Annotated in this window: 20 protein-coding genes and 1 pseudogene; 10 read left to right on the top strand and 11 right to left on the bottom strand. The window is 71.5% G+C overall.

Annotated elements, in window-relative coordinates; translation table 11 throughout:
• Positions 1-177 precede the first annotated feature (177 nt).
• Together ACWDSL_RS37285 and ACWDSL_RS37280 are read left to right on the top strand one after the other, a co-directional pair.
• Entirely contained in the window at positions 178-633 is a 456-nt protein-coding gene (locus ACWDSL_RS37285; protein ID WP_450492386.1) for a peroxiredoxin, read from the top strand.
• A 117-nt stretch (positions 634-750) separates the two neighbouring features.
• Positions 751-1,815 (top strand): rhamnogalacturonan acetylesterase, encoded by a 1,065-nt coding sequence (locus ACWDSL_RS37280; protein WP_450492385.1) that lies wholly within the window; start codon positions 751-753, stop codon positions 1,813-1,815.
• Between the two features lie 24 nt (positions 1,816-1,839).
• Here the strand turns inward: ACWDSL_RS37280 and ACWDSL_RS37275 are convergent, their stop codons facing one another.
• Positions 1,840-3,099 (bottom strand): alpha/beta hydrolase family protein, encoded by a 1,260-nt coding sequence (locus ACWDSL_RS37275; protein ID WP_450492384.1) that lies wholly within the window; start codon positions 3,097-3,099, stop codon positions 1,840-1,842.
• 86 nt (positions 3,100-3,185) lie between these two features.
• Here ACWDSL_RS37275 and ACWDSL_RS37270 point away from each other — a divergent pair.
• Positions 3,186-4,028, top strand: a pseudogene (locus ACWDSL_RS37270) (ArsR family transcriptional regulator); the annotation flags it as partial.
• A 159-nt stretch (positions 4,029-4,187) separates the two neighbouring features.
• Here the strand turns inward: ACWDSL_RS37270 and ACWDSL_RS37265 are convergent.
• From ACWDSL_RS37265 to rhaI, 10 genes are all read right to left on the bottom strand, one after another.
• Positions 4,188-7,106, bottom strand: a complete 2,919-nt coding sequence (locus ACWDSL_RS37265; RefSeq protein ID WP_450492383.1) for a glycoside hydrolase family 2 TIM barrel-domain containing protein — start codon at positions 7,104-7,106, stop codon at positions 4,188-4,190.
• Positions 7,107-7,340: 234 nt separating this feature from the next.
• Positions 7,341-8,582 (bottom strand): ROK family transcriptional regulator, encoded by a 1,242-nt coding sequence (locus tag ACWDSL_RS37260; RefSeq protein WP_450492382.1) that lies wholly within the window; start codon positions 8,580-8,582, stop codon positions 7,341-7,343.
• Positions 8,583-8,724: 142 nt separating this feature from the next.
• The gene (locus ACWDSL_RS37255; RefSeq protein WP_450492381.1) at positions 8,725-10,332 is read right to left on the bottom strand and encodes a penicillin-binding transpeptidase domain-containing protein; all 1,608 of its coding nucleotides are present in this window, start codon (positions 10,330-10,332) and stop codon (positions 8,725-8,727) included.
• Between the two features lie 175 nt (positions 10,333-10,507).
• Positions 10,508-10,699 (bottom strand): hypothetical protein, encoded by a 192-nt coding sequence (locus tag ACWDSL_RS37250; RefSeq protein ID WP_043489530.1) that lies wholly within the window; start codon positions 10,697-10,699, stop codon positions 10,508-10,510.
• Between the two features lie 137 nt (positions 10,700-10,836).
• A complete protein-coding gene (locus tag ACWDSL_RS37245) occupies positions 10,837-11,502 on the bottom strand; it encodes a LutC/YkgG family protein (RefSeq protein ID WP_450492380.1) in 666 nt (221 codons plus the stop codon).
• Positions 11,499-13,004, bottom strand: coding sequence for a lactate utilization protein B (locus ACWDSL_RS37240; protein ID WP_450492379.1), 1,506 nt, complete (start codon positions 13,002-13,004; stop codon positions 11,499-11,501). Before ACWDSL_RS37240 ends, ACWDSL_RS37245 begins: the two co-directional genes overlap by 4 nt.
• On the bottom strand, positions 13,001-13,753 hold the full coding sequence (locus ACWDSL_RS37235) for a (Fe-S)-binding protein (RefSeq protein WP_450492378.1): 753 nt from the start codon (positions 13,751-13,753) through the stop codon (positions 13,001-13,003). The genes ACWDSL_RS37240 and ACWDSL_RS37235 overlap by 4 nt, the downstream gene beginning before the upstream one ends.
• A complete protein-coding gene (locus tag ACWDSL_RS37230; protein ID WP_450492387.1) occupies positions 13,744-15,249 on the bottom strand; it encodes a rhamnulokinase in 1,506 nt (501 codons plus the stop codon). The genes ACWDSL_RS37235 and ACWDSL_RS37230 overlap by 10 nt, the downstream gene beginning before the upstream one ends.
• Positions 15,250-15,542: 293 nt before the next feature.
• Positions 15,543-17,588 (bottom strand): bifunctional aldolase/short-chain dehydrogenase, encoded by a 2,046-nt coding sequence (locus ACWDSL_RS37225; protein WP_450492377.1) that lies wholly within the window; start codon positions 17,586-17,588, stop codon positions 15,543-15,545.
• A gap of 523 nt (positions 17,589-18,111) precedes the next feature.
• Complete coding sequence (rhaI, locus tag ACWDSL_RS37220; protein WP_450492376.1) at positions 18,112-19,272, bottom strand: L-rhamnose isomerase; 1,161 nt, start codon at positions 19,270-19,272, stop codon at positions 18,112-18,114.
• Between the two features lie 328 nt (positions 19,273-19,600).
• On the opposite strand from rhaI, the gene ACWDSL_RS37215 reads away from it, so the two are divergent.
• The 7 genes from ACWDSL_RS37215 to ACWDSL_RS37185 all read left to right on the top strand — a co-directional run.
• Entirely contained in the window at positions 19,601-21,130 is a 1,530-nt protein-coding gene (locus tag ACWDSL_RS37215; RefSeq protein ID WP_450492375.1) for a sugar ABC transporter ATP-binding protein, read from the top strand.
• Positions 21,127-22,161: an ABC transporter permease gene (locus tag ACWDSL_RS37210; protein WP_089510276.1), complete on the top strand. Its 1,035-nt coding sequence runs from the start codon at positions 21,127-21,129 to the stop codon at positions 22,159-22,161. Before ACWDSL_RS37215 ends, ACWDSL_RS37210 begins: the two co-directional genes overlap by 4 nt.
• Positions 22,158-23,150, top strand: coding sequence for an ABC transporter permease (locus ACWDSL_RS37205; protein WP_450492374.1), 993 nt, complete (start codon positions 22,158-22,160; stop codon positions 23,148-23,150). Before ACWDSL_RS37210 ends, ACWDSL_RS37205 begins: the two co-directional genes overlap by 4 nt.
• Positions 23,151-23,199: 49 nt before the next feature.
• Positions 23,200-24,288 (top strand): rhamnose ABC transporter substrate-binding protein, encoded by a 1,089-nt coding sequence (gene rhaS, locus ACWDSL_RS37200; protein ID WP_450492373.1) that lies wholly within the window; start codon positions 23,200-23,202, stop codon positions 24,286-24,288.
• Between the two features lie 11 nt (positions 24,289-24,299).
• The gene (locus ACWDSL_RS37195; protein ID WP_014174871.1) at positions 24,300-24,620 is read left to right on the top strand and encodes an L-rhamnose mutarotase; all 321 of its coding nucleotides are present in this window, start codon (positions 24,300-24,302) and stop codon (positions 24,618-24,620) included.
• Between the two features lie 96 nt (positions 24,621-24,716).
• Entirely contained in the window at positions 24,717-26,141 is a 1,425-nt protein-coding gene (locus tag ACWDSL_RS37190; RefSeq protein WP_450492372.1) for an arabinose isomerase, read from the top strand.
• The coding region (locus ACWDSL_RS37185; RefSeq protein WP_450492371.1) for a LacI family DNA-binding transcriptional regulator at positions 26,141-26,415 on the top strand (275 nt) is incomplete at its 3' end. The genes ACWDSL_RS37190 and ACWDSL_RS37185, both read left to right, overlap by 1 nt.

Here is a 26,415-nt window from a genome sequence, read left to right as displayed (position 1 = left end):
GCGGCGGCAGCCTCCCCGCGGCCGCCGCCGACCGGCTGCGCGCATCGCTGACCGCCGAACGCCGCCCGCCCCTGCGCGGGTTCGCACTCCAACGCATCTGCATCGACCAGCGGCGCACGGCCGCCCTGCGGGCCGCCCTGGGCGAGTAGCTCTCCGGCCGACGAGTAGCCTCGCTCCATGAATATCGGTGATGTCGTCGAGGACTTCGAACTGCCGGACGATAGCGGCACCGCCCGCACGCTGAGCGGACTGCTCGAGAGCGGCCCTGTGGTGCTGTTCTTCTATCCCGCGGCCTTCACATCGGGCTGCACGAAGGAGGCATGTCACTTCCGGGACATCGCGGGGGAGTTCAAGGAGCTGGGCGCCCAGCCGGTCGGGGTGAGCGCCGACTCGGTGGACAAGCAGGCGGAGTTCGCCCGTACGCACTCCTTCGGCTATCCGCTGCTGTCCGATCCCGAGGGGACCGTACGGGAGCAGTTCGGGGTCAAGCGCGGCATATCGGCCGTCCCGACCAAGCGGGTCACCTTTGTGATCGACACCGACCGGCGGGTGCTGGAGATCGTCAAGAGCGAGTTCCGGATGAGTGTGCACGCGGACAAGGCGCTCGAGGCGCTGCGCGGCAGGGCGGCGTAACCGGGCGTGTGGGGCGCGGGCGCAGGGGTCTAGCAAGCGCTTGCCCCGCGGCGTAGGGTCCAGGGCGGCCGACCCTACGCCGCACCGCCGAGCATCCGCCGAGCAGAGGAGCCCCCCATGAGACGCGCCGGTGCCGCACTGCTGGCCGCCACCGCCTCCCTCGCCTTCGCCGCCGCCCTGCCCGCCGCTCCGGCGTGGGCCGAGGCGCCCGCGGCCGGCCACGGCACGGGCCGCGCGCTCGACCACTGCGCCGGCACCGCCCCCGTCGTCTGCCACTTCGACGTCGCCCCCGGTACGTACGACGTGACGGCGGTCCTCGGCGGAGCCGACGCGGGCAGCACCGCCGTCACCGCCGAGAGCCGGCGCACCCTGCTGGCCGCGACGCCGACCGCCGCCGGGCAGCGCGTCGAGCGGAGCTTCACCGTCGACGTACGCGAACCGGAAGGTGAGCCGACCGGGCCCAGCGGCAGCCCCGGCCTGGATCTGTCCTTCGGCGGCGACGCGCCCCGCCTCGCGGACCTGAAGGTCACCCCCGCCCGCCGCGCCCAGCTCTTCCTCGCCGGGGACTCCACCGTCTGCGACCAGATCGCCGACCCGTACTCCGGCTGGGGCCAGCAGATACCGAAGTTCTTCAAGCGCGGCCTGTCCGTCGCCAACTACGCCGACTCGGGTGAGAGTTCCGGGTCCTTCCTCGCCGACCCACGGCTCTTCCCCACCATGCGACCGCTGATCCGCAACGGCAACACGGTCCTCATCCAGTTCGCGCACAACGACAAGCAGACGACCGCCGCCGACTACCGCGCCAACCTCACGGCGTTGATCGACGGCGTCCGGGCGCGCGGCGGTGCGCCCGTCCTCGTCACCCCCATCGTGCGCCGCTGGTTCAACACCGACGGCACGCTGAACAACGGCACCGCGCTGCACGTCAACGGCCTCGGCGTGGACCTGCCCGCCGAGATGCGCGCCCTCGCCGCCGAGCGGGGCGTGCCGCTCATCGACCTCACCGCCCTGACCAAGCGGCTCGTCGAACAGCTCGGCCCCGAGGGCTCCAAGGCGCTGTACCTCTACAACGAGGCCCGCGACAACACCCACACCTCCGTGCACGGCGCCACCGAGTTCGCCCGGCTGGTCCTCGGCGAGCTGCGTGCCCAGCGCCTGGTCCCGGCCGAGGTGATCCGGTGACCGCCCCCTGAGCCCGTACGCGGATCAGCGTGCGGGCAGCCGCCGGGCGAAGAAGCCCCGTACGAGGCCACGTACGGCGGGCACCGAGCACGCCGGATCCACCGCGCCCACCAGCGCCGCCCGGGCCTCGGCGGTCATCAGCCCGGCGGTCTGCAACTGGGGTGCGACGGCGGCGTAGTCCGTGAACACCCAGTGCGCGGCGTCGCGCAGCCGCCCGCGCGCGATATGGCCGCCGGGGTGGGCGAGCGCGGCCGACCAGGAACGCTGTACGTCCTCGTCCCGGGCGCCGAAGCCATCGGTGTCCAGCAGGAGCAACGGCCGGTCCACCCCGTATCGCGCGACCGGGAACAACTCCCCTTCCCGGCCCGGCCCTTCCGCCGGGTGGTTCAGATAGCCCTCCAGATTGACCGCGGCGGCGATACGGCGGTCCTCGTACAGCGCCTCGGCCGCGGCCGTGCCGCCCGCCGAGTGGCCGTACACCCCCACCCGGCTCAGATCCAGCGCGCGGCCGAGGTGCTCCGGCAGCGGGCGCTGCGCCGCGTCCGGGTTCCGTCCGCTCGCCAGCGCCTGCAACTGGTCAAGGACGAAACGGACGTCCGCGATCCGGGTGGCGATCGCGGTGCGGAAGGTCGCCGGGTCGGTCCGGGGATCACCGCGGAAGACGGTCGGGCGGACCATGTCCCGCCCCGTCATCGCGCGCGGGAACTCGACCGCACAGGCGTCCCCGGGGTGGTCGACGGTCACCACCACACAGCCGTGGCTCGCCAGCTCCTCGGCGACCAGCGTGCCCAGGCCGCGCGGATCGCCGCCGCCCGGGCTGTACAGCAGGACCGGATGCGGGGCGGGCCGCGCGGGCGCGCCCGTGTGGGCATGCGTCATGGTGGCCGCCCAGTCCACCCCGGACTGCGGCAGGCCGGGGTGCGTGATGGGGGCGATGGCCGCGAACAACTCGACCGTGCCACGGGGCAGTTGTGGTGCGAGCGGATAGCCCCGGACGGTGCGGGCCGGGTAGAGGACCGTGGCCATCACCTCCCGCACCGGGATCCCCGGCTCCCACGGGTCGCGCCGGGTCCGATCGACCAGATACAGCGTGGTCACCCCGACCGGGTACGGGCCGGTCGGCGCAGGCAGCCGTACGGTGGCGGCGCCCGCGGCCCGCGCTTGCGTGAGGCCGCCACCGCCCGTGAGCAGCGCGGCGGCCAGCAGGGCGGATGTGGTGACGGCCCGCCGGGTCGGCCCGGCGGCACCCTGATTGAATGAAGAGGATTTCGATGAAGAGGTCATGACCTGGATGCTGGCGCCCGGCGGGCAGCGCGGGCGATGGTTCAGGCTCTGCCCGAAACGCTGGCGCGGCGCCGCCTGGGGGAGTAATGATCCGCATCCGCTTCACGGCCGCCGACTTCGCCCGGGTCCGCTTCGCGCCCCGGCCGGCCCCGCTGCAGGAGCTGAACGTGGCCCTGATGCGGATGTGCCTGCCCGGCGACGCACCGCTCTACGGCCGCTGGCGACGGCGGCTGCTGCGCTCCCTGCCCGACGCGGCCGGGCCGCTGCGCGAGCTGGCCCCGGCGGGCCTGGCCCCCGCGTTCATCGATGTGTTCAGCGATGACCTCAAGGAGGGCCTGGACACCGTACGGGCCGCCCGCCCCGCCCTGGTCCGCGCCGAGATCGAGCGCGTCTACGCAGGTCACCCGGGACTCACCCCGCTGTGGATCCGCGATCTGCACCACGGCGGAGCCGACGCGTGGCGGCTGCTGCGCCGTGCCCAGCACACGGCCTTCGAATCGGTCCTGGCCCCCGTCTGGCCCCTCGTACAGGATCTGCACCAAGGGGAGTTCACCCGCCATGCCCTCACCGTGGCCGAGCACGGCATCGCCGCCGCGCTCACCGCGCCGGCGCCCGGCGCCCGGCTCAAGGAGGAGGTCTGGGAGCTCGACGGGCCGGGGGAGCGGGAGATCGAGCTGCGCGGCCGTGGGCTGGTGCTTCAGCCCACCTTCCACTGGAGCGGCCGGCCCCTCCTCGCCGATCTGCCCGGCCACTCCCTGTACGTCACCTACCCGGCCGGCCCGGGCCTGCCGCTGCCGCCGGCCGGGGCGGGTGGCGCGGGCGGCGACGACGCGCTGGCCGCCGTGCTCGGCCGGACCCGCCTCGACATTCTGCTGCTGCTCGCCGAGGAACACACCACCAGCGGGCTCGCCCGGCGACTGGGCGTCAGCAACGCCACGGCCTCCGCCCACACCGCCGCGCTGCGCGGCGCCGGTCTGATCACCACGGTCCGCGCCTGCGTTCAAACGCCCGCGTTTGCGGTGGATCTGCGCCACGGACCCGCCGTGGCGTCGGCGTGTCACCGGCGCAGATCCACCGCAAACCCCCTTCTAGATCCGCGAGAACGTGAACGAGAACTCGGCGGGGGCGGCGCCGAGGCGGTACGGGGGAAGCACCCCGGGCCCGCACGACTGGCTGCCGATGCCCTGCTGCCCGTGGTCGAGGTTCACCCACACCGTGTCCGCCGACGGGGACAGGTCCGGGGTGTGCTCGGCCGCGTCCAGCTGCTCCGTGGTCCACCGCCGCGCCGTGAACCAGAACGGCGGCGCGCCCTCCACCGCGATCCCGGCCCCGCCGTCATCGGTCAGCCGGGCCCAGCGGACGTCCGCGCGGGCCCCGTTCTCCTGCGGCCTGACGTACGGCGTCTGCATCTCGTCGACCGACAGCGCCCACCGGCCGATCCGCGAGGCGGCGTGGGTGTCCGGGTACGCCTCGCCGGGGCCGCCGCCGAACCACTCGGCCCGGCCCAGCGCGGCGGGGACGCCGAGCCGTACGCCAAGGCGCGGCAGCGGGCAGGTCCACTCGCCCAGCGGGGTGACGGAGACCGTCAGGCGCAGCCGGTCCGCGTCGGTGTCGGCGGTCCAGCGGTAGACGGTCTCCAGGCCGACGTCGGTGGCGGCGGGGGCGACGCGGGTACGGACGGTCAGGGCGTCGTCCGTCGCCTCCACCGCGTCGACGCGGTGGTGGAGCCGGTGCAGACCGAGCTGGCGCCAGATCAGGCCGTAGCGCTCATCGGGCTGCCAGGACGCGCCGTTGTCGTTGTCGGTGGGCGCGCGCCATACGTCGAGCCGGGGGCCGGTGACCGCGAGGCCGCCGAGGGAGAGCAGCGCGCCGGTGGTCGGGTCGAACGTCCCCGGGCCCAGTACGAGTGCGCCGTCCTCGCGGCGCGGCGCCACAGCGGCGTCTGTGGCGGCCGGGGCGGTCGCGTTGGTGGCCGGGATCTGCCCCCACGCCACCTCGTGGCCCGCCTCCGCCCACGCGGTGTCGGCCGCGAGCAACGCCCGTACGGTCCACAGCGCCTCGCCGTCGGCGCCCGTCGCGGGCCGGTCGGGGAGCTTGAGGTCGGCGGACTCGCCCGGGGCCAGCGGCGGGACCGCCAGCTCGCCGCCGGCGACCTCGACGCCCTCGGCCTCGTAGGCCCAGGAGAACGTCAGATGGGACAGGTCGGCGAAGTCATGGGTGTTGGTGACGCGGACCGTGCCCGCCGCGCCGTCGCCCTCGATCCGGACCGGCTCGATGACCTTCTTGTACTCGATCAGCCCGGGGGACGGGGTGCGGTCGGGGAAGAGCAACCCGTCGCAGACGAAGTTGCCGTCGTGCAGCTCCTCGCCGAAGTCCCCGCCGTATCCGTAGAAGAGCTCGCCCTCGGCGGTGCGCTTGGCGATGCCGTGGTCGATCCACTCCCAGACGAACCCGCCCTGGCAGCGCTCATGCGCCTCGAACAGCCGCTGGTAGTCGCTGAGTCCGCCCGGTCCGTTGCCCATGGCGTGGGCGTACTCGCACAGGATGAACGGGAGCGCGCGGCGCTTGGCGTCCAGCTCGGCGTCCGCCCAGGCGGCCTCGGTGCGCTGCCCGATCTGGTCGACCTCCTCGTGCGAGGCGTACATCCGCGAGTAGACGTCCGTGTCGGCGCAGGACATGTCGCCCTCGTAGTGGATCACGCGCGAGGAGTCGCGCTCGCGGATCCAGTCGGCCATGGCGGTCAGCCCGCGGCCGGTGCCGCATTCGTTGCCCAGCGACCACATCACCACCGACGCGTGGTTCTTGTCCCGCTCGACCATCCGGCGGGCCCGGTCCACCAGGGCCGGGGTCCAGCGGTCGTCGTCGACCGGATTGCCGCGCCAGCCGAGGTCGACGAAGCCGTGGGTCTCCAGATCGCATTCGTCGATCACCCACAGGCCCAGCTCGTCGCAGAGATCGAGGAAGGCGGGGTGCGGCGGGTAGTGGCTGGTGCGTACGGCGTTGATGTTGTGCCGCTTCATCAGCACCAGGTCCTGGCGCATGGTCTCCAGGTCCACGGCGCGCCCGGCCTCGGGGTGGAACTCATGCCGGTTGACCCCGCGGAACAGCACCCGCTTGCCATTGACCTTGATCACGCCGTCCTCGACGACGACCGTACGGAACCCCACCCGCAGCGCCACCCGCTCGCCGCCGGTGGCGAGCGTGGCCTCGTACAGCCGCGGGGTCTCGGCCGTCCACGGCTCGACGGCCACGGTCGCGCTCTCGCCGGTGGCCAGGTCGAGGCCCAGCTCCGGCACGGTGAACCGGCCGCCGGGCTCGGCGTCGACCCGCAGTGTGCCCTGGCCGGTGGCGTGGTCGTAGGAGGCGTGCACGAAGAAGTCGTCGACCGCGTCGGCCGGGCGGTGCAGCAGGGTCACCTCGCGGAAGATCCCGGGCAGCCACCACTGGTCCTGGTCCTCCAGATAGGTGCCCGAGGACCACTGGTGGACGCGTACGGCCAGCACATTGCCGCGCGGTCGCAGCAGCTCTTCCACGGCGAACTCGTGCGGCAGCCGGCTGCCCTTGAAGACGCCCAGCTCCTGCCCGTTGAGCCAGACCCGGGCGCAGGACTCCACGCCCTCGAACCGCAGCACGGCGCCGCCGTCGGCCGGCCAGTCCGCGGGCAGGTCGAAGACCCGGCGGTGGTCGCCGGTCGGGTTCTCGTTCGGAACTCGGGGCGGGTCGACCGGGAACGGATAGAGCACATTGGTGTAGATGGGCGCGCCGTGGCCCTGCAGCACCCAGTGGCCCGGTACGGCGACCGTGCCCCAGCCGGAGGCGTCGTAGTCGGGGCGGGCGAAGGACTCGTCCTCGGCGGTGGCGGTCGGCGACAGCCGGAAGGCCCAGTCGCCGCCCAGGCCCAGCCGGGCGGCGTCGGACCCGGCGGTCCAGGCGCGGGGCGGCAGCCCTCCGCTGCCCGGGGACATGTCCTCGTAGTAGGGGAGCTGGGCGTCGGGGGTGGTGCTCATCGGTCTCCTCGGTCTGCGATGGAGGTAGCTGCGCTGGAGGGAACTGCGATGGAGGGAACTGCTATGGAGGCGATCGGTCGGCACGCGCCCCAGCGGCCCGAGCGCGCGTCGGCCGAGCACTTCGGCCCGGGCCGTCAGCACGGGACGTTAACGAGCGGCGAAAGACTTTTGCAAGGGGTTGGACGAAGTCTGTTGCAAGCGCTTGTGCGAGTGGCGGCGGGTGAGGGCCGGGAATCAGGACGCGCTGCCGCGGCCGCCGCTCGCGGCGGGCGTGCGGTGATGCTTCGATTTCATGGTCGCGAGCGAGCCCTCCAGGGCGAAGGTCGCGGCCCCGAGGCTCACGGGGTTGGACGGGATCGGGCACAGCACGATCTCGACGCTCGCGAAGGGGCGGCGCAGGGCGCGCCGCGCCACCGCCTCGCGCACCTCGACCAGCAGCGGCTCGCCCAGTGCGGTGGCCACCCAGCTGCTGACCACGATGACCTCCGGGTTGAGCAGATTGACCAGGTCGGCCAGGGCCGCGCCGAGATAGCGGGCGGTCTCGCGGGCCACCTGCGCGGCCACCGGATCGCCGTCGGCCAGCGCCCGGCCGAGCGCTTCGATGGTGGCGGTCTGGTCGTCCGGGTGCAGCAGGGGGCTGTCGGGGCTCAGCTCGCCGAGGGTGCGCATGATGGCGGGGGCGCCCACGTACGTCTCCACGCAGCCGTGGTTGCCGCAGTGGCACAGCCGCCCGTCCAGGACCAGCGTGGTGTGCCCCCACTCTCCGGCACTGTTGGTCACCCCCCGGTGCAGCACGCCGCCCAGCGCGAGCCCGGCCCCCACGCCCGTACCCAGGTTGACCACGATCGCGTCATCGCGCCCGCGCGCCGCGCCGAACCACTGCTCGGCGACGGTGCTGGCGCGCAGCGGGTTGTCGAGGTGGAGCGGATAGGGGAGGTGTTCGGCCAGCAGGTCGAGCAGCGGGACGTCGTGCCAGTTCCAGTTGGCGGCGTAGACGGACACCCCGCCCTCGCGGTCCACCTGCCCCGGCATGCTGACCCCGACGCCCAGCACCCGGTCCGCGGTGACGGCCGACCGCTCCACCACATCGGCCACGGCGGCGGCGATACGCCCGACGAGCCGCGCCGCGTCCCGCTCGCCGGGGCGCAGCTCCTCGTCGGCGCGGGCCAGTACGGTCAGGGCCAGGTCGAACAGCTCGACGTGGATATAGGTCTCGGCCACGTCCACGCCGATCAGCGCGCCACCCGCGGCGTTGACGGCGACCAGCCCGCGCGGCCGGCCGCCGTCGGAGTCCTCGTATCCGCCCTCCACCAGCATGCCGAAGTCCAGCAGCTCGCCGACGAGGGTGGCGACGGTGGCCAGGCTCAGCCCGGTCGCGGCGGCCAACTGCTGCCGGGAGACCGGGGATTCGGCGATGATGTGGCGCAGCACGTCGTAGCGGTTCTCGGTGCGGATATCGCGGGACGTGCGCTTCACGCCGGGTCCTCCGTGCTCGGTGGTGCGGCCCGTATGACGCCGCGCCACATTAGGCCGCGCGCCGCACCTGGACAACCCCTTCGTGCAACCATTGTACGAAGCGGTGGCTGCTGCACGAAGCGGTGGCCGCGCCTGCGGTCTTCTAGCCGTGAGTGGTGAGCACGTCCCTGACGACCGGACCCGCCGCGTCGCCGCCGTGGCCGCCCTTGACGACCACGGCGGCGGCCGCCACGTCGTTCCGGTAGGCCGTGAACCAGGCGTTCGTGGTCGGCTGCCCGTCGATCTCGGCGGAGCCGGTCTTCGCCCCGATGTCCCCGGTGAGCCCGGACATCGCGCGCGCCGCCGTGCCGCTGGTGGCGGTGAGCCGCATCATGGCCCTCAGTTGCCCGGCGGCCGCCGGGCTCAGCGAGCGTACCGCCGTCGCCGTCTGCTCGCCGATCAGGGACCGCGGCACGATGACGGGCTGGTGGAACGTACCGGTCTGGGCGGTGGCCGCGACCGAGGCCACGGTGAGCGGGTTCATCTGCACCCTGCCCTGCCCGATCAGCGCGGCGGCCTTGTCGTCCCCGCCGCCCGTGGGGATCGAGCCGTCGAAGGTCTGCACCCCCACATGCCACTCGAGTCCGATCCCGAACACGTCCTGCGCCACGTCCGCGACGCCGCTGTCGGGCAGATCGCCGGCCAGTGAGACAAAGGCGGTGTTGCAGGAGGCCGCGAAGTCCTGGGCGAAGGTGGCGGCCGGATTCTCGCTGTCCTCGACGTTGTGGAAGGTCATGCCCTGCTGGTACGAGGTGGTTTTGGGGCAGGGCACCGCGCGGCCGGGCGTGACCTTTCCGGACTCCAGCAGCGCCGCCGAGGTGACGATCTTGAACGTCGAACCGGGCGCGGTGGCTCCTTGTAAGGCCGGATTGAACTCGGCGCGGTCGGAGTTGGCGACCGCCAGCACCTCGCCCGTGCTGGGCTTGAGCGCGACCACCGAGGCGCCCGTACGCTTCGCCACCGCCTTCTCGGCCCGGCTCTGCACCTGCGCGTCGAGCGTCGTGTGCAGTGTGCCCGGTTTGCCCTTGGCCACCACGTGGAGCGTCGTCGTGGGCTCGCCGCTCGCGCCGGCCGCCCACACCTCGACCCGGCTGGCGCCGCCCGTGGCGGCGGCGTACCTCGTGCGGAGCTCGGTCAGCACCGGGCCGAGCGAGGGATAGCGGTCCTTCGTCAGCTCCTTGCCGTCCCGGTCCACCACCTTGATCGACACCGAATCGGCGGTCCCCGTCCGCAGGGCCGGACGCTCGGCCGTCAGCTTGGGGTGCAGTACGCCGGGCCTCCAGTCGACCAGCGGCCGGCCCGTCGTCCTGCCGCGCACCACCGACAGCTCCGAGGCATAGGTCCAGGTGGAGTGGGTGTCCTCGAAGGAGATATCGGCCGTGACATCGAACGGCACCCGGGTGCCGTGGGGTTGGCCCGCCTTGAGCGTCAGCTTCGACACATGGCCGTCCTTGCGGTAGCCGCTCAGCGCGGCCACGGCGGACTCGGCGTCATTGGTGAGCTGCGCGGCCCGCATATCGTTCTGATCGGCCCAGGCGGCCAGAAACGTACCCGCGGTCTTCCGCACTTCGGACGCGGTCACCGCGCCGTCGTGGCCCGGCCCCTTCTCGCCCCCGGCGAGCCCGGTGTACAGGTTGTATGCGCCGAGGCCCGCTACGCCCACGACCGCAACCGCTGTCACACCGAGCACGGCTCTTCCCGCTGCACGCATGCCCTGGTCCGTCCCCCCATGATGGTTGGCGCCCTGCCGCTCCACCCCCGCGTCAAGCGGCAGGGCGCACAACGAGTTCACAACCTATGGACGGTGATACTCCATCACAAGGGGTAGTTCAGGCCACAAGCGCACGGCATGACCCGCGATACGCATTTCGGCGCGCCGCCGCGGCTCATGCCGCCTGCTCGACCTCTCCCCGCAGCGCCCTGGTGTAGACAGAGAGCAACCGACCGTATTCGACGCGCTCCTGAGGGCGCAGCGCCCGGCCGGCCCGCGCGCGCAGAAACACGCGGATCGCCTCGTTCGCCTGGTCGGTGGGCGTGGTGATTAAAGCGGGTTCGTGGTGAGTAGGAGTCGGACGCATGCGCACTAGAGTACGGCCCGCCACCGACAACGGCACCGGCGCAAAACGTTCAAGTGCCCTGTTACCGCGGGTATGTGAGCAAGACCGCATCCGGCGCACGGCTCTGGACGCCTGCTCATGGCCCTGTTGTCGCGGCCTCAGCTCTCGACGAGAACGACCTCCAGGGTGCGTGGGCCGTGCACCCCCTCCACCCGGTCCAGTTCGATATCGCTGGTCGCGGACGGCCCGGAGATCCAGGTCAACGGGCGCCCCGGAGCCAGCCGTTCCAGGGCCTGCGGCACGGAGTCCACGACCTGTTCGGGCACGCGGATGACACAGACATGGTGGTCGGGCACCAGCGTGATGCGCCGGCGCCCCTGGTCAGGGCCCGCGTCCAGGACGACGGTCCCCGTCTCGGCCACGGCCACCGCGCAGCCCGTGACGACGCTGGAGACCGCGTCCAGATCGTGCGGGGTCAGCTCCTCGGTGTCCGCGATCCGCTCCACCCGCTGCGCGTCCACGGCCGAAAGCCACTCGGTGGGCAGCCCCGGCGGCAGCACCACGCTCGTCGCGCCGCGCCCGTCCAGCAGCCGGGCGATCAGGCCCGGAAGCCCCTTGGGGTCCGTACGGTGGACGATCGCCCGGTAGTCGGCCAGGTTCTCCGCGAGCAGATCCACGGTCTGGGCCGTGGTCCGGTCCCCGTGGACCCGCAGATAGCCGCGGTCCGCGGGGGCCTCGGAGGGGGCCTCGGAGGGGCGCTCCGTACGGGGGACGTCCGCCAGTGCGCGGCGGACGCGGGCCAGCACCAGGTCTCGGCTGCTCACGTCGTCGTCCTCTTCCCTTTCTTCTCGCTCTTCGTGCCCTCGTCACCGCGCGTTCTGCGCCACCAGTCCCGGAACGACTCGGCGGGCACCTCCGGCAGCTCCCGCGTGTCCGTCCACGCCCGCCCAGGACCCGGCAGCCGGCTCGGATGGAAGCGGCGGGTACGGGCGGCCAGCCGCTGCCCGGCGCGCAACACGCCCGGATGGTCGAGGGCCCAGCGCGCCGCCCGCATCGCGGCGCGCTCCGCGGCATGCCCCTTGGCCGGTTTGATGACGGTCCGGGTCCCGCGCACCGACACCGGGCCGCCCTCGACCACCCGCTCGCGCAGATGGACCAGGATCTCCGGGATGTCGATGGCCACCGGGCACACCTCGTAGCACGCCCCGCACAGCGACGAGGCGTACGGCAGCGAGGCGTCCAGCTCGCTCTGCGTGCCGCGCAGCTGCGGGGTGAGGATCGCCCCGATCGGCCCCGGGTACGCCGACCCGTACGCATGGCCGCCCGCCCGCTCGTACACCGGGCACACATTCAGACACGCCGAGCAGCGGATGCAGCGCAGCGCCTGGCGCCCGACGGTGTCGGCGAGCGTGTCCGTACGGCCGTTGTCGAGGAGGACCAGGTGGAAGGCGCGCGGGCCGTCGCCGTCGGTGGTGCCGGTCCAGGTGGAGGTGTACGGGTTCATCCGCTCCGCCGTCGAGGAGCGGGGCAGCAGTTGCAGGAACACCTCCAGGTCCTGCCACGTCGGCACCACCTTCTCGATGCCCACGACGGAGATCAGCGTCTCGGGGAGGGTCAGACACATCCGGCCGTTGCCCTCGGACTCCACCACGACCAGCGTGCCGGTCTCGGCCACCATGAAGTTGGCGCCCGAGATGCCGACCTTGGCGTTCAGGAACTTCTCGCGCAGATGCAGCCGCGCCGCCTCCGCCAGATCGGCCGGGGCGTCCGTCAGCCCCTCCGGTGCGGGGCGGCCCCAGCGGGCCATCTGGTCGGTGAAGATGTCGCGGATCTCGGTGCGGTTGCGGTGGATCGCGGGCACCAGGATGTGCGAGGGCAGATCGTCGCCGAGCTGCACGATCAGCTCCGCCAGATCGGTCTCGTACGCGCGGATGCCCGCCTCGGCGAGCGCGTCGTTCAGCCCGATCTCCTGCGTGGCCATCGACTTGACCTTGACGACCTCGCGCTCGCCGGTGGCCCGGACCAGCTCGGTGACGATCCGGTTCGCCTCGTCCGCGTCCGCCGCCCAGTGCACCTGGCCGCCCGCCGCCGTCACGGCGCTCTCCAACTGCTCCAGATAGTGGTCGAGATGGCGCAGCGTACGGTCCTTGATCGCCGCGCCCGCGGAGCGCAGCTCGCCCCAGTCGTCCAGCTCCGCGACGGCCTTGGCGCGCTTGGCGCGGATGGTGTGGGTGGCGTGCCGCAGATTGGCGCGCAGCTGCGTGTTCTTGGTCGAGGTGGCGGCCGCGACGGGGAACGCGGGCATGCCCAGATAGGTGCCGGTCACCAGACGTCTCCTTCGGTGCTCGCCAGGATCTCGGCGATATGGACCGGGCGGACCGTCGAGCCCTGCCGGGCGAGCGTCCCGCCGATGTGCATCTGACACGAGTTGTCGACCGTGCACACCGCCTCGGCCCCGGTGGCGGTGATGTTGCGCGCCTTGTCGGCGCCCATCGCGGCCGAGACCGCCGTGTTCTTCACGGCGAACGTGCCACCGAAGCCGCAGCACTCCTCCGCGCCCGGCAGCTCGATCAGTTCCAGTCCCGCGACGGCCGCGAGGAGCTTGCGGGGGCGGTCGCCCAGGCGCAGCATCCGCAGGCCGTGGCAGGTGGGGTGGTAGGTCACGGCGTGCGGATAGTACGCGCCCACGTCCGTCACCTCGAGGACGTCGGTGATGAACTCGGTGAGTTCGTACGTCTTGGGCACTGCCGCGGCGGCGAGCTCGGCCAGCTCCTGGCCGCGGCCCTCGGCGGACGCCTTCGCCCCGATCCTCGGATAGTTGTCGCGCACCATGGCGGCGCACGACCCCGAGGGGGTCACCACATAGTCGTAGTCCTCGAACGCCTCGGCGAAACGGCGCACCAGAGGCTCGGTCTCATGGCGGTAGCCGGTGTTGAACTGCGCCTGACCGCAACAGCTCTGTCCCGGCGGAAAGCCGACGTCGACACCCAGCCGTTCGAGGAGGGTGACGACGGCCTGCCCGGTGCGGGGATAGAGCGTGTCGTTGACGCAGGTGATGAAGAGCGCTACGCGCACGGTTCCTCCTCCTGGCCCTCGGCCCGTCCGCCCTCGACGTTCGCGATGTTGTCGATGTTCTCGACGTGTTCGACGAGGGCGGCCGCCCGGGACCATGCCGCTTGATCACCCGATGGCTCATACTGCCTCAGCGGCTGGGTGCTGTGAAGCAGCGCGCGCAGCTCGGACAGGCCGCCGCCGACCACCCCCGCGGTCCGGGCCTGCACCAGAACATTCCCGAGCGCCGCCGCCTCCGCCGGGCCCGCGACCACCGGCAGCCCACAGGCGTCGGCGGTCAGCCGGCACAGCAGCGCGTTGTGCGCGCCGCCGCCGACGATATGCACGGTGCGGACCGTACGGCCGGACAGGCGCTGGGCGTCCAGGATTGCGCGGCGGTGGGCGAGCGCGAGGGAGTCCAGGACGCAGCGGGCGGTCTCGGCGGGGGTGCGGGGGACCGGCTGGCCGGCGCGGCGGCATGCTTCCGCGATCCGGTCGGGCATCCGGTCCGGGGCGATGAACTCGGGGGCCCCGGCGTCGACCACCGAGCGGAGGGGGGTGGCCTGGGCCGCCTGGGCCAGGAGTGTTTCCAGGTCCTGGGGTCTGCCTTCGGCTTCCCAGGTGCGCAGGCACTCCTGGAGCATCCACAGGCCCATGATGTTGCGCAGATAGCGGACCGTGCCGTCCACGCCCAGCTCGTTGGTGAAGTTGGCGCGCCTGCTCGCCTGGGTGAGCACCGGGGCGTCGAGCTCAAGGCCGGCCAGGGACCAGGTGCCGGTGGCGATGTACGCGAAGTCGAGCGAGGTGGCGGGGACGCCCACGACGGCGGAGGCGGTGTCGTGCGAGCCCACGGCGGTGACGGGGACGGGGCCTTCGAGCCCGGTCGCGGACAGGATCTCCGGGCGCAGCTCGCCTGCGGGGTCGCCGGGGTGGCGGAGTGGCGGGAAGAGCGACGGGTCGATGCCGAGGGTGTCGGCGACGGCGGCGACCGTGCGGGACCAGTCGCGGGTGCGCGGGTCGATCAGCTGGGTGGTGGACGCGTTGGTCAGCTCGGTGCCGGCCACGCCCGTCAGCCAGTACGAGATGAGGTCCGGGATGAGGAGGAGGCGGTGTGCGGCGGTGAGCGTCGAACTGCCCCGGGCGGCGGTCAGCTGGTAGATCGTGTTGAAGGGGAGGTGCTGGAGGCCGGTGGCCGCGTACAGCTCCTCGGGCGGGAGGACGGCCGCCACTTTTTCGGACGCGCCGTCGGTGCGGGTGTCGCGGTAGTGGACGGGGTTGCCGAGCAGCGCCCCGTCGGCGCCCAGGAGGCCGTAGTCCACGGCCCAGCTGTCGATACCGACGCTGGTCAGGCGCGTGTTCGCGGCGCGAGCGGCGTCGGCCGCGATGCGCAGGCCGTCGAGGACGCCCTGGTAGAGGGCGAGGATGTCCCAGTGCAGGGTGCCGCCTGTGCGGACCGGGCGGTTGGGGAAGCGGTGCACTTCGCGCAGCGAGAGGGTGCCGGGGGCGACCGTGCCGACCATGACGCGGCCGCTGGAGGCGCCGAGGTCGACGGCGGCGAAGTGAGATTCTGCGGGTTGCACGGGGGCCTCGTGGTGGTTGCGGTGCGTGGTTGTGGTGCGGCGTGGTTGTGGTGCGTTGCGGTGCTCGGTGCGGTGCGGTGCGGTGCGGGGACGGGGCCTCCGGGGCTGTCACCCTGGACCGTATATTTACGGCGCCGGTGCCCGGAAGCGTTGTCCTGACCGGAACTTGGCGCCACAAATACACGTAAGCGTCCAGGGCACCACCCCTGCACCCCCGCCCCCTCGCGTGCGTATCAGCGCAGGAAGGCCGCCGCGACCCCGGCGTCGACCGGGACGTGCAGACCGGTGGTGTGCGTCAGGTCGCCCCCGGTGAGTGCGAAGACCGCGTTCGCCACGTGTTCGGGCAGGACCTCGCGCTTGAGCAGGGTGCGCTGGGCGTAGAACTTGCCCAGCTCGTCTTCGGGGATGCCGTACGTGGCCGCGCGTTGTGCGCCCCAGCCGCCCGCGAAGATTCCTGAGCCCTGTACGACGCCGTCGGGGTTGACTCCGTTGACCCGGATGCCGTGGGTGCCCAACTCGGCGGCGAGTAGGCGTACTTGGTGGGCCTGGTCGGCCTTGGTGGCGGAGTAGGCGATGTTGTTCGGGCCCGCGAAGACCGAGTTCTTGGAGGCGATGTAGATGACGTCGCCCCCCATGTTCTGGTCGATCATGACCCGGGCCACCTCGCGGGAGGAGAGGAAACTGCCGCGCGCCATGATGTCGTGCTGGAGGTCCCAGTCCTTGGCGGTGGTTTCGAGGAGGGGCTTGGAGATGGAGATCCCGGCGTTGTTGACGAGGAGGTCCACGCCGCCGAAGGCCAGGACCGCTTGGTCGAAGGCTGCCTTGATCTGGTCTTCGGAGGTGATGTCGACCGTGACGGGGACGGCCTTGTCCGGGCCGCCCAGTTCGGTCGCTACGGCTGCGGCGTTCTCCGCATTGATGTCGGCCACGACTACGCAGGCGCCCTCGGCCACCAGCCGGTTCGCGATGGCCTTGCCGATGCCCGAGCCCGCGCCGGTGACCAGGGCGATACGGGTCGCCAGCGGCTTGGGCTTCGGCATCCGCTGAAGCTTGGCCTCCTCCAGCGCCCAGTACTCGATGCGGAACTTCTCCGACTCCTCGATGGGGGAGTACGTGGACACGGCCTCGGCACCGCGCATCACATTGATCGCGTTGACATAGAACTCGCCCGCCACCCGGGCCGTCTGCTTGTCCTTGCCGTAGCTGAACATCCCGACACCCGGGATGAGCACGATCGCCGGGTCGGCGCCGCGCATCGCGGGGGAGTCGGGGGTGGCGTGCCGCTCGTAGTACGCCTGGTAGTCGGTGCGGTATGCGGTGTGCAGCTCCTTGAGACGGGCGATCGCCTCGTCGAGCGGGGCCGTGGGCGGCAGGTCGAGGACCAGCGGGCGGACCTTCGTACGGAGGAAGTGGTCCGGGCAGGAGGTGCCGAGTGCGGCCAGCCGCGGGTGTTCGGCGCGGGCGACGAAGTCGAGGACGGCGTCGGAGTCGTTGTAGTGGCCGACCTGGGGGCGGTCCGTGGAGGCGAGGCCTCGGAGGACGGGGGCCAGCGCGGCGGCGCGGGCCCGGCGTCCGGCCTCGGGGAGCGGTTCGTGGCCGGGGAGGGCGGGGCCGAAAGGGTCCGCTTTGCCGCGGTCGGCGAGGAACTGCTCGGCGGTGCGGATGATACGGAGCGAGTTGGCCTCGCACTCGTCGGAGGTGTCACCCCAGGCGGTGATGCCGTGGCCGCCCAGGATGCAGCCGATCGCCTCGGGGTTGGCCTTCTTGATGGCGGCGATGTCAAGACCGAGCTGGAACCCGGGCCGGCGCCAGGGAACCCATACGACCTGGTTGCCGAAACACTCCTTGGTCAGCGCCTCACCGTCGGCGGCACATGCGAGCGCGATGCCGGAGTCGGGGTGCAGATGGTCGACATGGGCGGCGTTGACCAGGCCGTGCATGGCGGTGTCGATGGACGGCGCGGCGCCGCCCTTCCCATGCAGGCAGAAGTCGAACGCGGCAACCATCTCGTCCTCGCGCGGGGCCCCTGGGTAGACCGCGGTCAGCGCCCGCAACCGGTCCAGCCGCAGCGCGGCGAGACCGGCCTCGGTGAGCGTGCCCAAGTCCCCTCCGGACCCCTTCACCCACATGAGGTCGATGTCCTGCCCCGTGACGGGGTCGGTCGCGGTGCCCTTGGCGGAGGTGTTCCCGCCCGCGTAGTTGGTGTTCCGGGGATCGGCTCCGAGGCGATGTGATCGCTCGAGCAGGGTGGCCGCTTCGGGGTGCGGTTCTGCGGTCATGTTCTTCCTCTTTGTGTGTTGGTGAAGTCGGCCAATCCGTCGCACGGGCCCATTCCGGGGTGGGGATGGGCCGGTACGGTTCCGCCTTGCTCTCCGGGGCTGCGGGGCGATGGCGCGTGCGCGTCCGTCGGCGGCTGCCCGGTTGGGGTCGTGCTGCCCGCTGCTGCCAGGCCCCGCTGCGGCGCCTCGCCGTCCCTGCCCCACCCGGCGGGCTTGCCCGGCTTGGGCGTGTCCGCCGGTTGGTTGGCGCGCCCCGGCCACAGGTGTCGGTGCCAACAAGTTCCGGGTGCCCAGCCCGGCCCGGCCGCCCACGTTCCGCGCAGCGTGCTGACAGGGCGTGGGGCGGAGCCCCAGGGGCGTGCGTCGGGCGGGGCGTCGGACATCCGCCCCACCGTCGTCGCACGCCCCGGCCCGGCCATGGGCTCTCCCCGCCGTGGCCGAGCAGCCGGGCCCCGGGGCGGAGCTCCGGGAACACGCCGCGCGGCGGAGCCGCGGCGGCGTTGCGGCAGCCCCGCCGGAGGCGCTACGCGCCCCAGCCCGCCTGCGTGCCACCCACTCGCTCCGCGACGATCTTCTCCGCCCACCCTGAGGCCTTGTACGCCGCCATCGGGTCGGGGTCGATGCCCAGTTCCTCGCGGACTTCGGCCAGCAGCGGCCGTACGTCGGTGTTGTACGCGTCCATCAGCACCGCGTTGGAGCCGAGGACGTCGCCCGATGTCTGCGCGGCGGACAGCGCGTCCCCGTCGACCAGCAGGGCCTTCGCCGTCGCCTCCTGGACGTTCATGACCGAGCGGATGATCGCCGGGATCTTCGGCTCGATGTTGTGGCACTGGTCCAGCATGAACGCGATGCCCGAGCCCAGGCCGCCGCCGCGGATCACCTCGTACATGATCCGGAAGAGCTGGAAGGGGTCGGCCGCGCCGACCATGAGGTCGTCGTCCGCGTAGAAGCGGGAGTTGAAGTCGAACGCGCCGAGCTTCCCCTCCCGGAGCAGCAGCGCGACGATGAACTCGATGTTCGTGCCGGGCGCGTGGTGGCCGGTGTCGACGCAGACGTGGGCCTTGGGGCCGAGTTTGAGGCAGTGGGCGTAGGCGGTGCCCCAGTCGGGGACGTCGGTGGTGTAGAAGGCGGGCTCGAAGAACTTGTACTCCAGCAGCAGCCGCTGGTCGTCGCCCAGCCGCTCGTAGACGGCCTGGAGGGCCTCGGCGAGCCGGTCCTGGCGGTCGGCGATGTCGTCCTGGCCGGGGTAGTTGGTGCCGTCGGAGAACCAGAGTTTGAGGTCGCGGGAGCCCGTGGCGTCCATGATGTCGACGCATTCCAGGAGGTGGGCGAGCGCCTTGCCGCGGATTTCGGGGTCGGGGTTGGTGACCGAGCCGAGTTTGTAGTCGTCGTCCTGGAAGACGTTGGAGTTGATGGCGCCGAGCTTCAGCCCGCGCTCCTCCGCGTGCTTGGCGAGCGCCGCGTAGTCGTCGACCTTGTCCCAGGGGATGTGCAGAGCGACGGTGGGGGCCACCCCGGTGAACGCGTGCACCTGGGCGGCGTCGTCGAGCTTTTCCTGCGGGGTGCGCGGGACGCCGGGCTGGGCGAAGACCTTGAAGCGGGTTCCAGAGTTGCCGTACGCCCATGACGGCGTCTCGACGGCCTGGGTCTTGAGGGCCGCCTTCACGGCCGAAAGGTCAGACATACGTCTCCTCGAAGGCAACTGTGGCAACTAGTAACTATGAAACGATTCAACAGACGCTAGCCGTGTGGATGGCCGGGCGTCAAGCAGTGGTGCGGCCCCGGGCCCGGGGTCGCTGACGTGGAAAAACGATTCAATGCTGAAGCTACTGGACCGTAGGTCCACCGCCGTCGGCGCGTCAAGAGGGTCGACAACGACTTGATTTACCTGGCGCATACCCCCTTGACGGTGGCAAATCGCCGGGTTAGCTTCCCGCCACCGACTTTGAAACATTTCATTTTCCCTCGGCCTGAAGGCCGCTCTTGCAAGGAAGCAAGGAGACACCGACACCGTGAGCCAGGCTGATTCGACCGGAGTTCCGGTCCTCGCCCTCAAGGGGGTGAACAAATCCTTCGGCGCCGTCCGGGCCCTGCGGGACGTCTCCCTCGAGCTGTTCCCGGGTGAGGCACACGCCCTCGCCGGCGAGAACGGCGCCGGTAAGTCGACGCTCATCAAGACGCTCGCCGGGGTCCACCGCCCCGACGCCGGGCAGGTGCTGCTCGACGGCGAACCGGTGGTCTTCCACGGCCCCGCCAACGCCCGTGACGTGGGCATCGCCGTCATCTACCAGGAGCCGACGCTCTTCCCCGACCTGTCGATCGCGGAGAACATCTTCATGGGCCGCCAGCCCCGGCGGGGGCTCGGCCGGATCGACCACAAGGCGGTGCGCAGCGCGACCGCCGCGCTGATGAGCCGGCTCGGGGTGGCCCTGGACCCCGACCGGCCCGCCCGTGGGCTGTCCATCGCCGACCAGCAGATCGTGGAGATCGCGAAGGCGCTGTCCTTCGACGCCCGGGTGCTGATCATGGACGAGCCGACCGCCGCCCTCACCGGCAGCGAGACGGCCCGGCTGTTCTCGGTCGTCGAGGCGCTGCGCGCCGAGGGCGCGGCCGTGCTGTTCATCTCGCACCGGCTGGAGGAGATCTTCCGGCTCTGCCAGCGGGTGACCACGTTGCGGGACGGCCGCTGGGTGGCCTCCGAGCCGCTGGAGGGCCTGACCGAGGACGACCTGGTGCGCCGGATGGTGGGCCGGGACCTGGACGAGCTGTATCCCAAGCAGGACACGCGGGTCGGCGAGACGGCGCTGTCGGTGCACCGGCTGACCCGCGAGGGCGTGTTCCGGGATGTGTCCTTCGAGGTGCGCCGGGGCGAGATCGTCGCGCTGGCCGGGCTGGTCGGCGCGGGCCGCACCGAGGTGGCGCAGGCCGTGTTCGGCGTGGACCGGGCGGACGCGGGCGAGGTACGGGTGGCGGGTACGCCGCTGCGCCCCGGCTCGCCGAACGCCGCGATGGCCGCCGGGCTCGCGCTCGTACCCGAGGACCGGCGCCAGCGCGGCCTGGTGATGGAGATGTCGATCGAGCGGAACATCGGCCTCACCGGACTGGACCGGATCAGCGGTGGAGGGCTCGTCAAACGGGCCCTGGAGCGCGGCCGGGCCACCGACTGGGCAACCAGGCTGCAGCTCAAGTACGGCAAGCTGAGCGACCACGTCGGGGTGTTGTCCGGCGGCAACCAGCAGAAGGTCGTACTCGCCAAGTGGCTGGCCACCGACCCGGCGGTGCTCATCGTCGACGAGCCGACGCGCGGTATCGACGTCGGCACCAAGGCCGAGGTGCACCGGCTGCTGTCGTCGCTGGCCGCCGAAGGGCTCGCGGTGCTGATGGTCTCCTCCGATCTGCCCGAGGTGCTGGGCATGGCCGACCGGGTCCTGGTGATGTACGAGGGCCGCCTGGTCGCGGAGATTCCGCGCGCCGAGGCCACCGAGGAGTCCGTCATGGCGGCCGCGACCGGCCGTACCGGCAAGGGAAGGGCTGCGGCATGACGGCCACCATCGAGAAACCCACGGCGCAGGCCGAGGCGGGCCGCTCCGCGCGCTCGCTGGTCGACACCGTCTTTCGCGCCCGCGAGATCAGCATCGCCGGGGCGCTGGTGCTGCTGGTGCTCTTCACCTGGATCGCCGAGCCCCGCTTCCTCAACGACCAGGGCGTCAAGGACCTGTTGCTCAACGCCGCGATCCTGGTGCTGCTCGCGGTGGGGCAGTCGGTGGTCGTGGTCACCCGGAACATCGACCTGTCGGTGGGCTCCGTGGTGGGGCTCTCCGCCTTCGCCTGCGGCAAGTTCGTGTCCGGTACGGACCACGGCCCGCTGCTGGTGGCCCTGCTCGGCATCGCGGTCGGTATGGCCTGCGGCCTGGTCAGCGGCGCGCTGGTCAGCTTCGGCAAGGTGCCCGCGCTGGTGGTGACGCTCGGGATGCTCTACATCATCCAGGGCATCGACTACTGGTGGGCCGAGGGCGAGCAGATCAACGCCGCCGATGTGCCGCAGTCCGTACTGGACCTGGGCAGCGGCAGTGTGCTGGGCATCCCGTATCTGCCGCTGATCTCCTTCGCCGTGCTGGCGGTGACCGCGTACTTCCTGCGCTCGTACCGCAGCGGCCGTGAGCTGTACGCCATCGGCTCCAGCCCGGAGGCCGCCCGGCTGGCCGGAGTGCCGATCCGCCGCCGGGTGCTGGGCGCGTACGTCTTCTCCGGCGCCGTCGCCGGTTTCGCGGGCTCGCTGTGGCTGGCCCGCTTCGGCACCGTCGTCGCGGACAACGCGCACGGCTGGGAGCTGACCGTGGTCAGCGCGGTCGTGGTCGGCGGTGTCGCCATCGTCGGCGGCGTCGGCACGGTGTGGGGCGCGGCGCTGGGCGCGCTGCTGCTCACCACCATCGGCAGCGCCCTGTCCGTGCTGAAGGTCGACTCCTTCTGGGAGGACGCCATCGCCGGCGCCCTGCTGCTGGCGGCGATCAGCGTGGACCGGATCGTCAATGTGCGCATGACCCGTGCGCTGAGGAAGAGGAGCGCCCGATGAGCCCGCTGCGCGGAGCGCTGCGCTGGGACACCGCGGTCGGCGTGCTGCTGGTGGCGGTCTTCGTCACGGGCCTGGGCACCACCGACGGCTTCGCGAGCCGCGACAACCTGGCCTTCGCCTTCAACGACATCGCCGAGGTGGCGCTGATGGCGCTGCCCATGACGCTGCTGGTGGTGGCGGGGCAGGTGGATCTGTCGGTGGCCTCGATGCTGGGGCTGAGCAGCGCCCTCACCGGGCAGCTGTGGGACTCCGGCTGGGCGTTCGAGACGATCGTGCCCGTGGTGCTGCTGGTCGGCGTGGCCGGCGGTCTGCTCAACGGCTGGCTGGTCACCAAGGTCGGGCTGCCCTCGCTCGCCGTCACCATCGGCACCCTCGCCCTCTACCGGGGGCTTGCCTCCGTGGTGCTCGGCTCCAACGCCATCACCGACTTCCCCGAGACCTACGCCAAGTGGGCGGTGGACACCACCACCATCCCCGGCACCTTCATCACCTATCCGATGGCGCTGTTCATCGTGCTGGCCGTCGTGGCCGCGGTGGTGCTCCACGCCACGGGCCTGGGCCGGTCGCTGTTCGCCATCGGCGCACAGGAGGACGCCGCGTACTTCGCCGGTATCCGCGTCAAGCGCATCAAGCTCCTCCTGTTCGTGGTCACCGGGCTGGTGTCCGCCTTCGCGGGCGTGGTGTTCACCCTCCGCTACGGCAGCGCCCGCGCCGACAACGGCAGTGGCTTCGAGATGCTGGTCATCGCCTCCGTCCTGCTCGGCGGCATCGACTTCGACGGCGGAAAGGGCACCCTCTTCGGCGCGGTCGCCGGAGTGCTGCTCATCGGCATCCTGAAGAACCTGCTGACCCTCAACGACGTCGCCAACGAGGTCCAGGTGATCGTCACCGGGCTGCTGCTGGTGGCCTCCGTCCTCACCCCCCGGCTGATCTCCACCGTCAGTGAATGGCGCCACCGCAGAGCCGCCGCTGCCACCCCCACCAGCTGACAGCTGACGCGTCGCCGTACCACGTCCCGCTTCCCCGAAAGGTCTCTCCATGTTCCTCCGCACGTCCTCCCGGCGCCGCGCCGCGGCCTCCGTCGCCGCGGCCTGTGCCCTGGCCGTCACCCTCGCGGGTTGCGGCGGCACCACCAAGAAGGACTCCTCCGACAACGGCGGCGACGTCAAGGCCACAGATGCGAAGGCCAACCCCGACGCCCCGCTGAAGAAGGGGCTCAAGCTCGCCTTCCTGCCCAAGCAGATCAACAACCCGTACGAGAAGATCGTCGACGACGCGGGCATCGAGGCGGCCGGGGAGTTCGGCGGCAAGGGCAAGGAGGTCGGCCCCTCCGACTCCAGTGCCTCCTCCCAGGTGTCGTACATCAACACCCTCATCCAGCAGCGGCAGGACGCCATCCTCATCGCCGCCAACGACCCCAACGCGGTGTGCGGCCCGCTCAAGCAGGCCATGAAGAAGGACATCAAGGTCGTCGCGTACGACTCCGACACGGCGAAGGAATGCCGCCAGCTGTTCATCAACCAGGCCAGCTCGGAGGAGATCGGCCGCAGCGAGGTCCAGCACATCGCCGAACAGCTCGACTACAAGGGCGAGATCGCCATTCTCTCGGCCACCCAGAACGCGACCAACCAGAACACCTGGATCGAGTTCATGAAGGACGAGCTGAAGAAGCCCAAGTACAAGAACATGAAGCTGGTCAAGACGGCCTACGGGGACGACGACGACCAGAAGTCCTTCCAGGAGACCCAGGGCCTGCTCAAGGCCTACCCGAACCTGAAGGGCATCATCTCGCCCACCACGGTCGGTATCGCCGCGGCCGCGCGCTACATCAGCGGATCCTCGTACAAGGGCAAGGTCGTCATCAACGGCCTCGGCACGCCCAACCAGATGCGCAAGTACGTCAAGGACGGCACGGTCGAGCAGTTCTCCCTGTGGGACCCGAAGAAGCTCGGCTACCTCGGCTCCTACGCGGCGGCGGCGCTGGCGTCCGGGCAGATCACCGGCGCTGAGGGGGAGAAGTTCAAGGCCGGCAAGCTCGGTGAGTACACGATCGGCAAGGACGGCGAGGTCATCCTCGGCCCGCCCACCGTCTTCAACAAGGACAACATCGACGACTTCGACTTCTGAGACGGCCCGGTATGCAGCGCGTCTGTTTTCTGCTGAAGGTCCGCCAGGACCGGCTCGAGGAATACCGCGAGCGCCACGCGGCCGTCTGGCCCGAGATGCTCGACGCCCTCTCCGCCACCGGCTGGCACAACTACTCGCTCTTCCTGCGCGAGGACGGCCTGCTGGTCGGCTATCTGGAGACGGAGGACTTCGCGGCGGCCCAGGCGGCCATGGCGGAGACGGACGTCAACGCCAGGTGGCAGGCGGAGATGGCGGAGTTCTTCGAGGCGCTGGACGGCGCGAAGCCGGATGAGGCGATGAAGCCGCTGACGGAGGTCTTCCACCTCGCGTAGCCGCGGAGCGTGGGGCGGGGCGGGGAAACATCCCGCTCCGCCCCCCGCGATCAAACCAGGACGTCAGAGACCAGCCAGAGAGATGAGAGAGCCGCCATGTCCGAACGTCTCCCCGCCGTCGCCCGCAAACCGAAGATCGGGCTGGTCGCGGGCGGACTCGGGGCGTACTGGCCCCAGTTCCCCGATCTGCTGCCGCAGCTGCGTCGCTCCGCGGCCCGGGTGACCGAGCGTATGCGGGAGTTCGACGCCGAGGTCGTCGATGTGGGCTTCATCTCCGACGCCCAGGAGGGCGCGGTGGCCGCCGAGAAGCTTCGCGCGGCGGACTGCGACCTGATCGTCGGCTTTCTCACCACCTATATGACCGCCACCATGCTGGTGCCCATCGCCCAGCGCAGCGGTGCCCCCGTGCTGCTGATCAACCTGCAGCCCACCGAGGCCATGGACCACACGTCGTTCGACACCGGCGCCTGGCTCGCCTACTGCGGCGCGTGTCCGCTGCCCGAGATGGCGAACGCCTTCGAACGGGTCGGTGTCCCCTTCCGCTCGGTGTCCGGATATCTGGAGGACCAGCGGGCCTGGGACCGTATCGGCCGCTGGATCCGGGCCGCCGGGGTGCGGTCCGTGCTGCGCCACGGCCGCCACGGGCTGATGGGACACCTCTATCCGGGGATGTACGACGTGTCCACGGACCTCACGATGGTCACCGGCAACCTCGGCGGCCATGTCGAGGTCCTGGAGTTCGACGATCTGCGGGTGCGGGTCCAGCAGGTCAAGGACGACGAGGTGGCGGCGAAGCTGGCCGAGACCCGCGAGGTGTTCGAGCTCGCCGACTCCGTCGTCGAGGAGGACCTGGCCTGGGCGGCGCGCGTATCCGTCGGCCTGGACCGGCTGGTGGCCGACTTCGACCTGGACTCGCTCGCGTACTACCACCGAGGCCTGGACGGGGAGATCCACGAGAAGCTGGGTGCGGGCATGATCCTCGGCTCGTCGCTGCTCACCGCCCGCGGTGTCCCGGCGGCCGGTGAGTACGAGCTGCGCACCTCGCTGGCCATGCTGATCTGCGACCGGTTCGGTGCGGGCGGCTCCTTCACCGAGCTGCAGGCGCTCAACTTCCGGGACGCGGTGGTCGAGATGGGCCACGACGGACCCGGCCACCTCGCCATCAGCGAGCGCAGGCCGCTGCTGCGCGGACTCGGTGTCTACCACGGCAAACGCGGCTGGGGGGTGTCCGTCGAGTTCGATGTGCGGCACGGCCCGGTCACCCTCGTCGGGCTCGGCCAGACCCGGGACGGCCGCTACAAGCTCGTCGCCTCCGAGGGCGAGGTGGTCGGCGGCCCGCTGCTGCAGATCGGCAACACCACCTCCCGGGTCGACTTCGGCTGCGACCCGGGGGAGTGGACCGACGCCTGGAGCGCGAGCGGGGTCGCCCACCACTGGGCGCTGGCCACCGGCCGGCTGCTGCCCGAGCTGCGCGCCCTCGCCGACCTCACCGGTCTGGACCTTGTGGAAGTCGCGGCTTGATGGCACAGCCGGTGGGCATCAAGGAGGTGGCCCGCCAGGCCGGGGTCTCCGTCGGCACGGTCTCCAACGTCATCAACCGTCCGGAGTCGGTGTCGGAGGAGACCCGGGCCCGGGTGCTCGCCACCATCGAGCGGCTGGGGTATGTGCGCAGCGAGTCGGCGCGGCAGTTGCGTGCGGGTCGTAGCCGGATTATTTCGCTGCTGGTGCTGGACATGGCGAATCCGTTCTTTGTGGATGTGGCCAGTGGTGCGGAGCGGGCGGCGCGTGAGGCGGG

Source organism: Streptomyces sp. NPDC000941 (genome assembly GCF_053599555.1).
Note: the sequence above shows the minus strand (reverse complement) of the source record. Positions and strands in the feature narration are given on the sequence as shown.

Bases quoted from the DNA above. Each gene is read 5' to 3' on its own strand.
- ACWDSL_RS37285 (WP_450492386.1), top strand. From the start codon at position 178: ATGAATATCGGTGATGTCGTCGAGGACTTCGAACTGCCGGACGATAGC.
- ACWDSL_RS37280 (WP_450492385.1), top strand. From the start codon at position 751: ATGAGACGCGCCGGTGCCGCACTGCTGGCCGCCACCGCCTCCCTCGCC.
- ACWDSL_RS37275 (WP_450492384.1), bottom strand. From the start codon at position 3,099: ATGACCTCTTCATCGAAATCCTCTTCATTCAATCAGGGTGCCGCCGGG.
- ACWDSL_RS37265 (WP_450492383.1), bottom strand. From the start codon at position 7,106: ATGAGCACCACCCCCGACGCCCAGCTCCCCTACTACGAGGACATGTCC.
- ACWDSL_RS37255 (WP_450492381.1), bottom strand. From the start codon at position 10,332: ATGCGTGCAGCGGGAAGAGCCGTGCTCGGTGTGACAGCGGTTGCGGTC.
- ACWDSL_RS37250 (WP_043489530.1), bottom strand. From the start codon at position 10,699: ATGCGTCCGACTCCTACTCACCACGAACCCGCTTTAATCACCACGCCC.
- ACWDSL_RS37230 (WP_450492387.1), bottom strand. From the start codon at position 15,249: ATGGTCGGCACGGTCGCCCCCGGCACCCTCTCGCTGCGCGAAGTGCAC.
- ACWDSL_RS37225 (WP_450492377.1), bottom strand. From the start codon at position 17,588: ATGACCGCAGAACCGCACCCCGAAGCGGCCACCCTGCTCGAGCGATCA.
- rhaI (WP_450492376.1), bottom strand. From the start codon at position 19,272: ATGTCTGACCTTTCGGCCGTGAAGGCGGCCCTCAAGACCCAGGCCGTC.
- ACWDSL_RS37210 (WP_089510276.1), top strand. From the start codon at position 21,127: ATGACGGCCACCATCGAGAAACCCACGGCGCAGGCCGAGGCGGGCCGC.
- ACWDSL_RS37205 (WP_450492374.1), top strand. From the start codon at position 22,158: ATGAGCCCGCTGCGCGGAGCGCTGCGCTGGGACACCGCGGTCGGCGTG.
- rhaS (WP_450492373.1), top strand. From the start codon at position 23,200: ATGTTCCTCCGCACGTCCTCCCGGCGCCGCGCCGCGGCCTCCGTCGCC.
- ACWDSL_RS37195 (WP_014174871.1), top strand. From the start codon at position 24,300: ATGCAGCGCGTCTGTTTTCTGCTGAAGGTCCGCCAGGACCGGCTCGAG.
- ACWDSL_RS37190 (WP_450492372.1), top strand. From the start codon at position 24,717: ATGTCCGAACGTCTCCCCGCCGTCGCCCGCAAACCGAAGATCGGGCTG.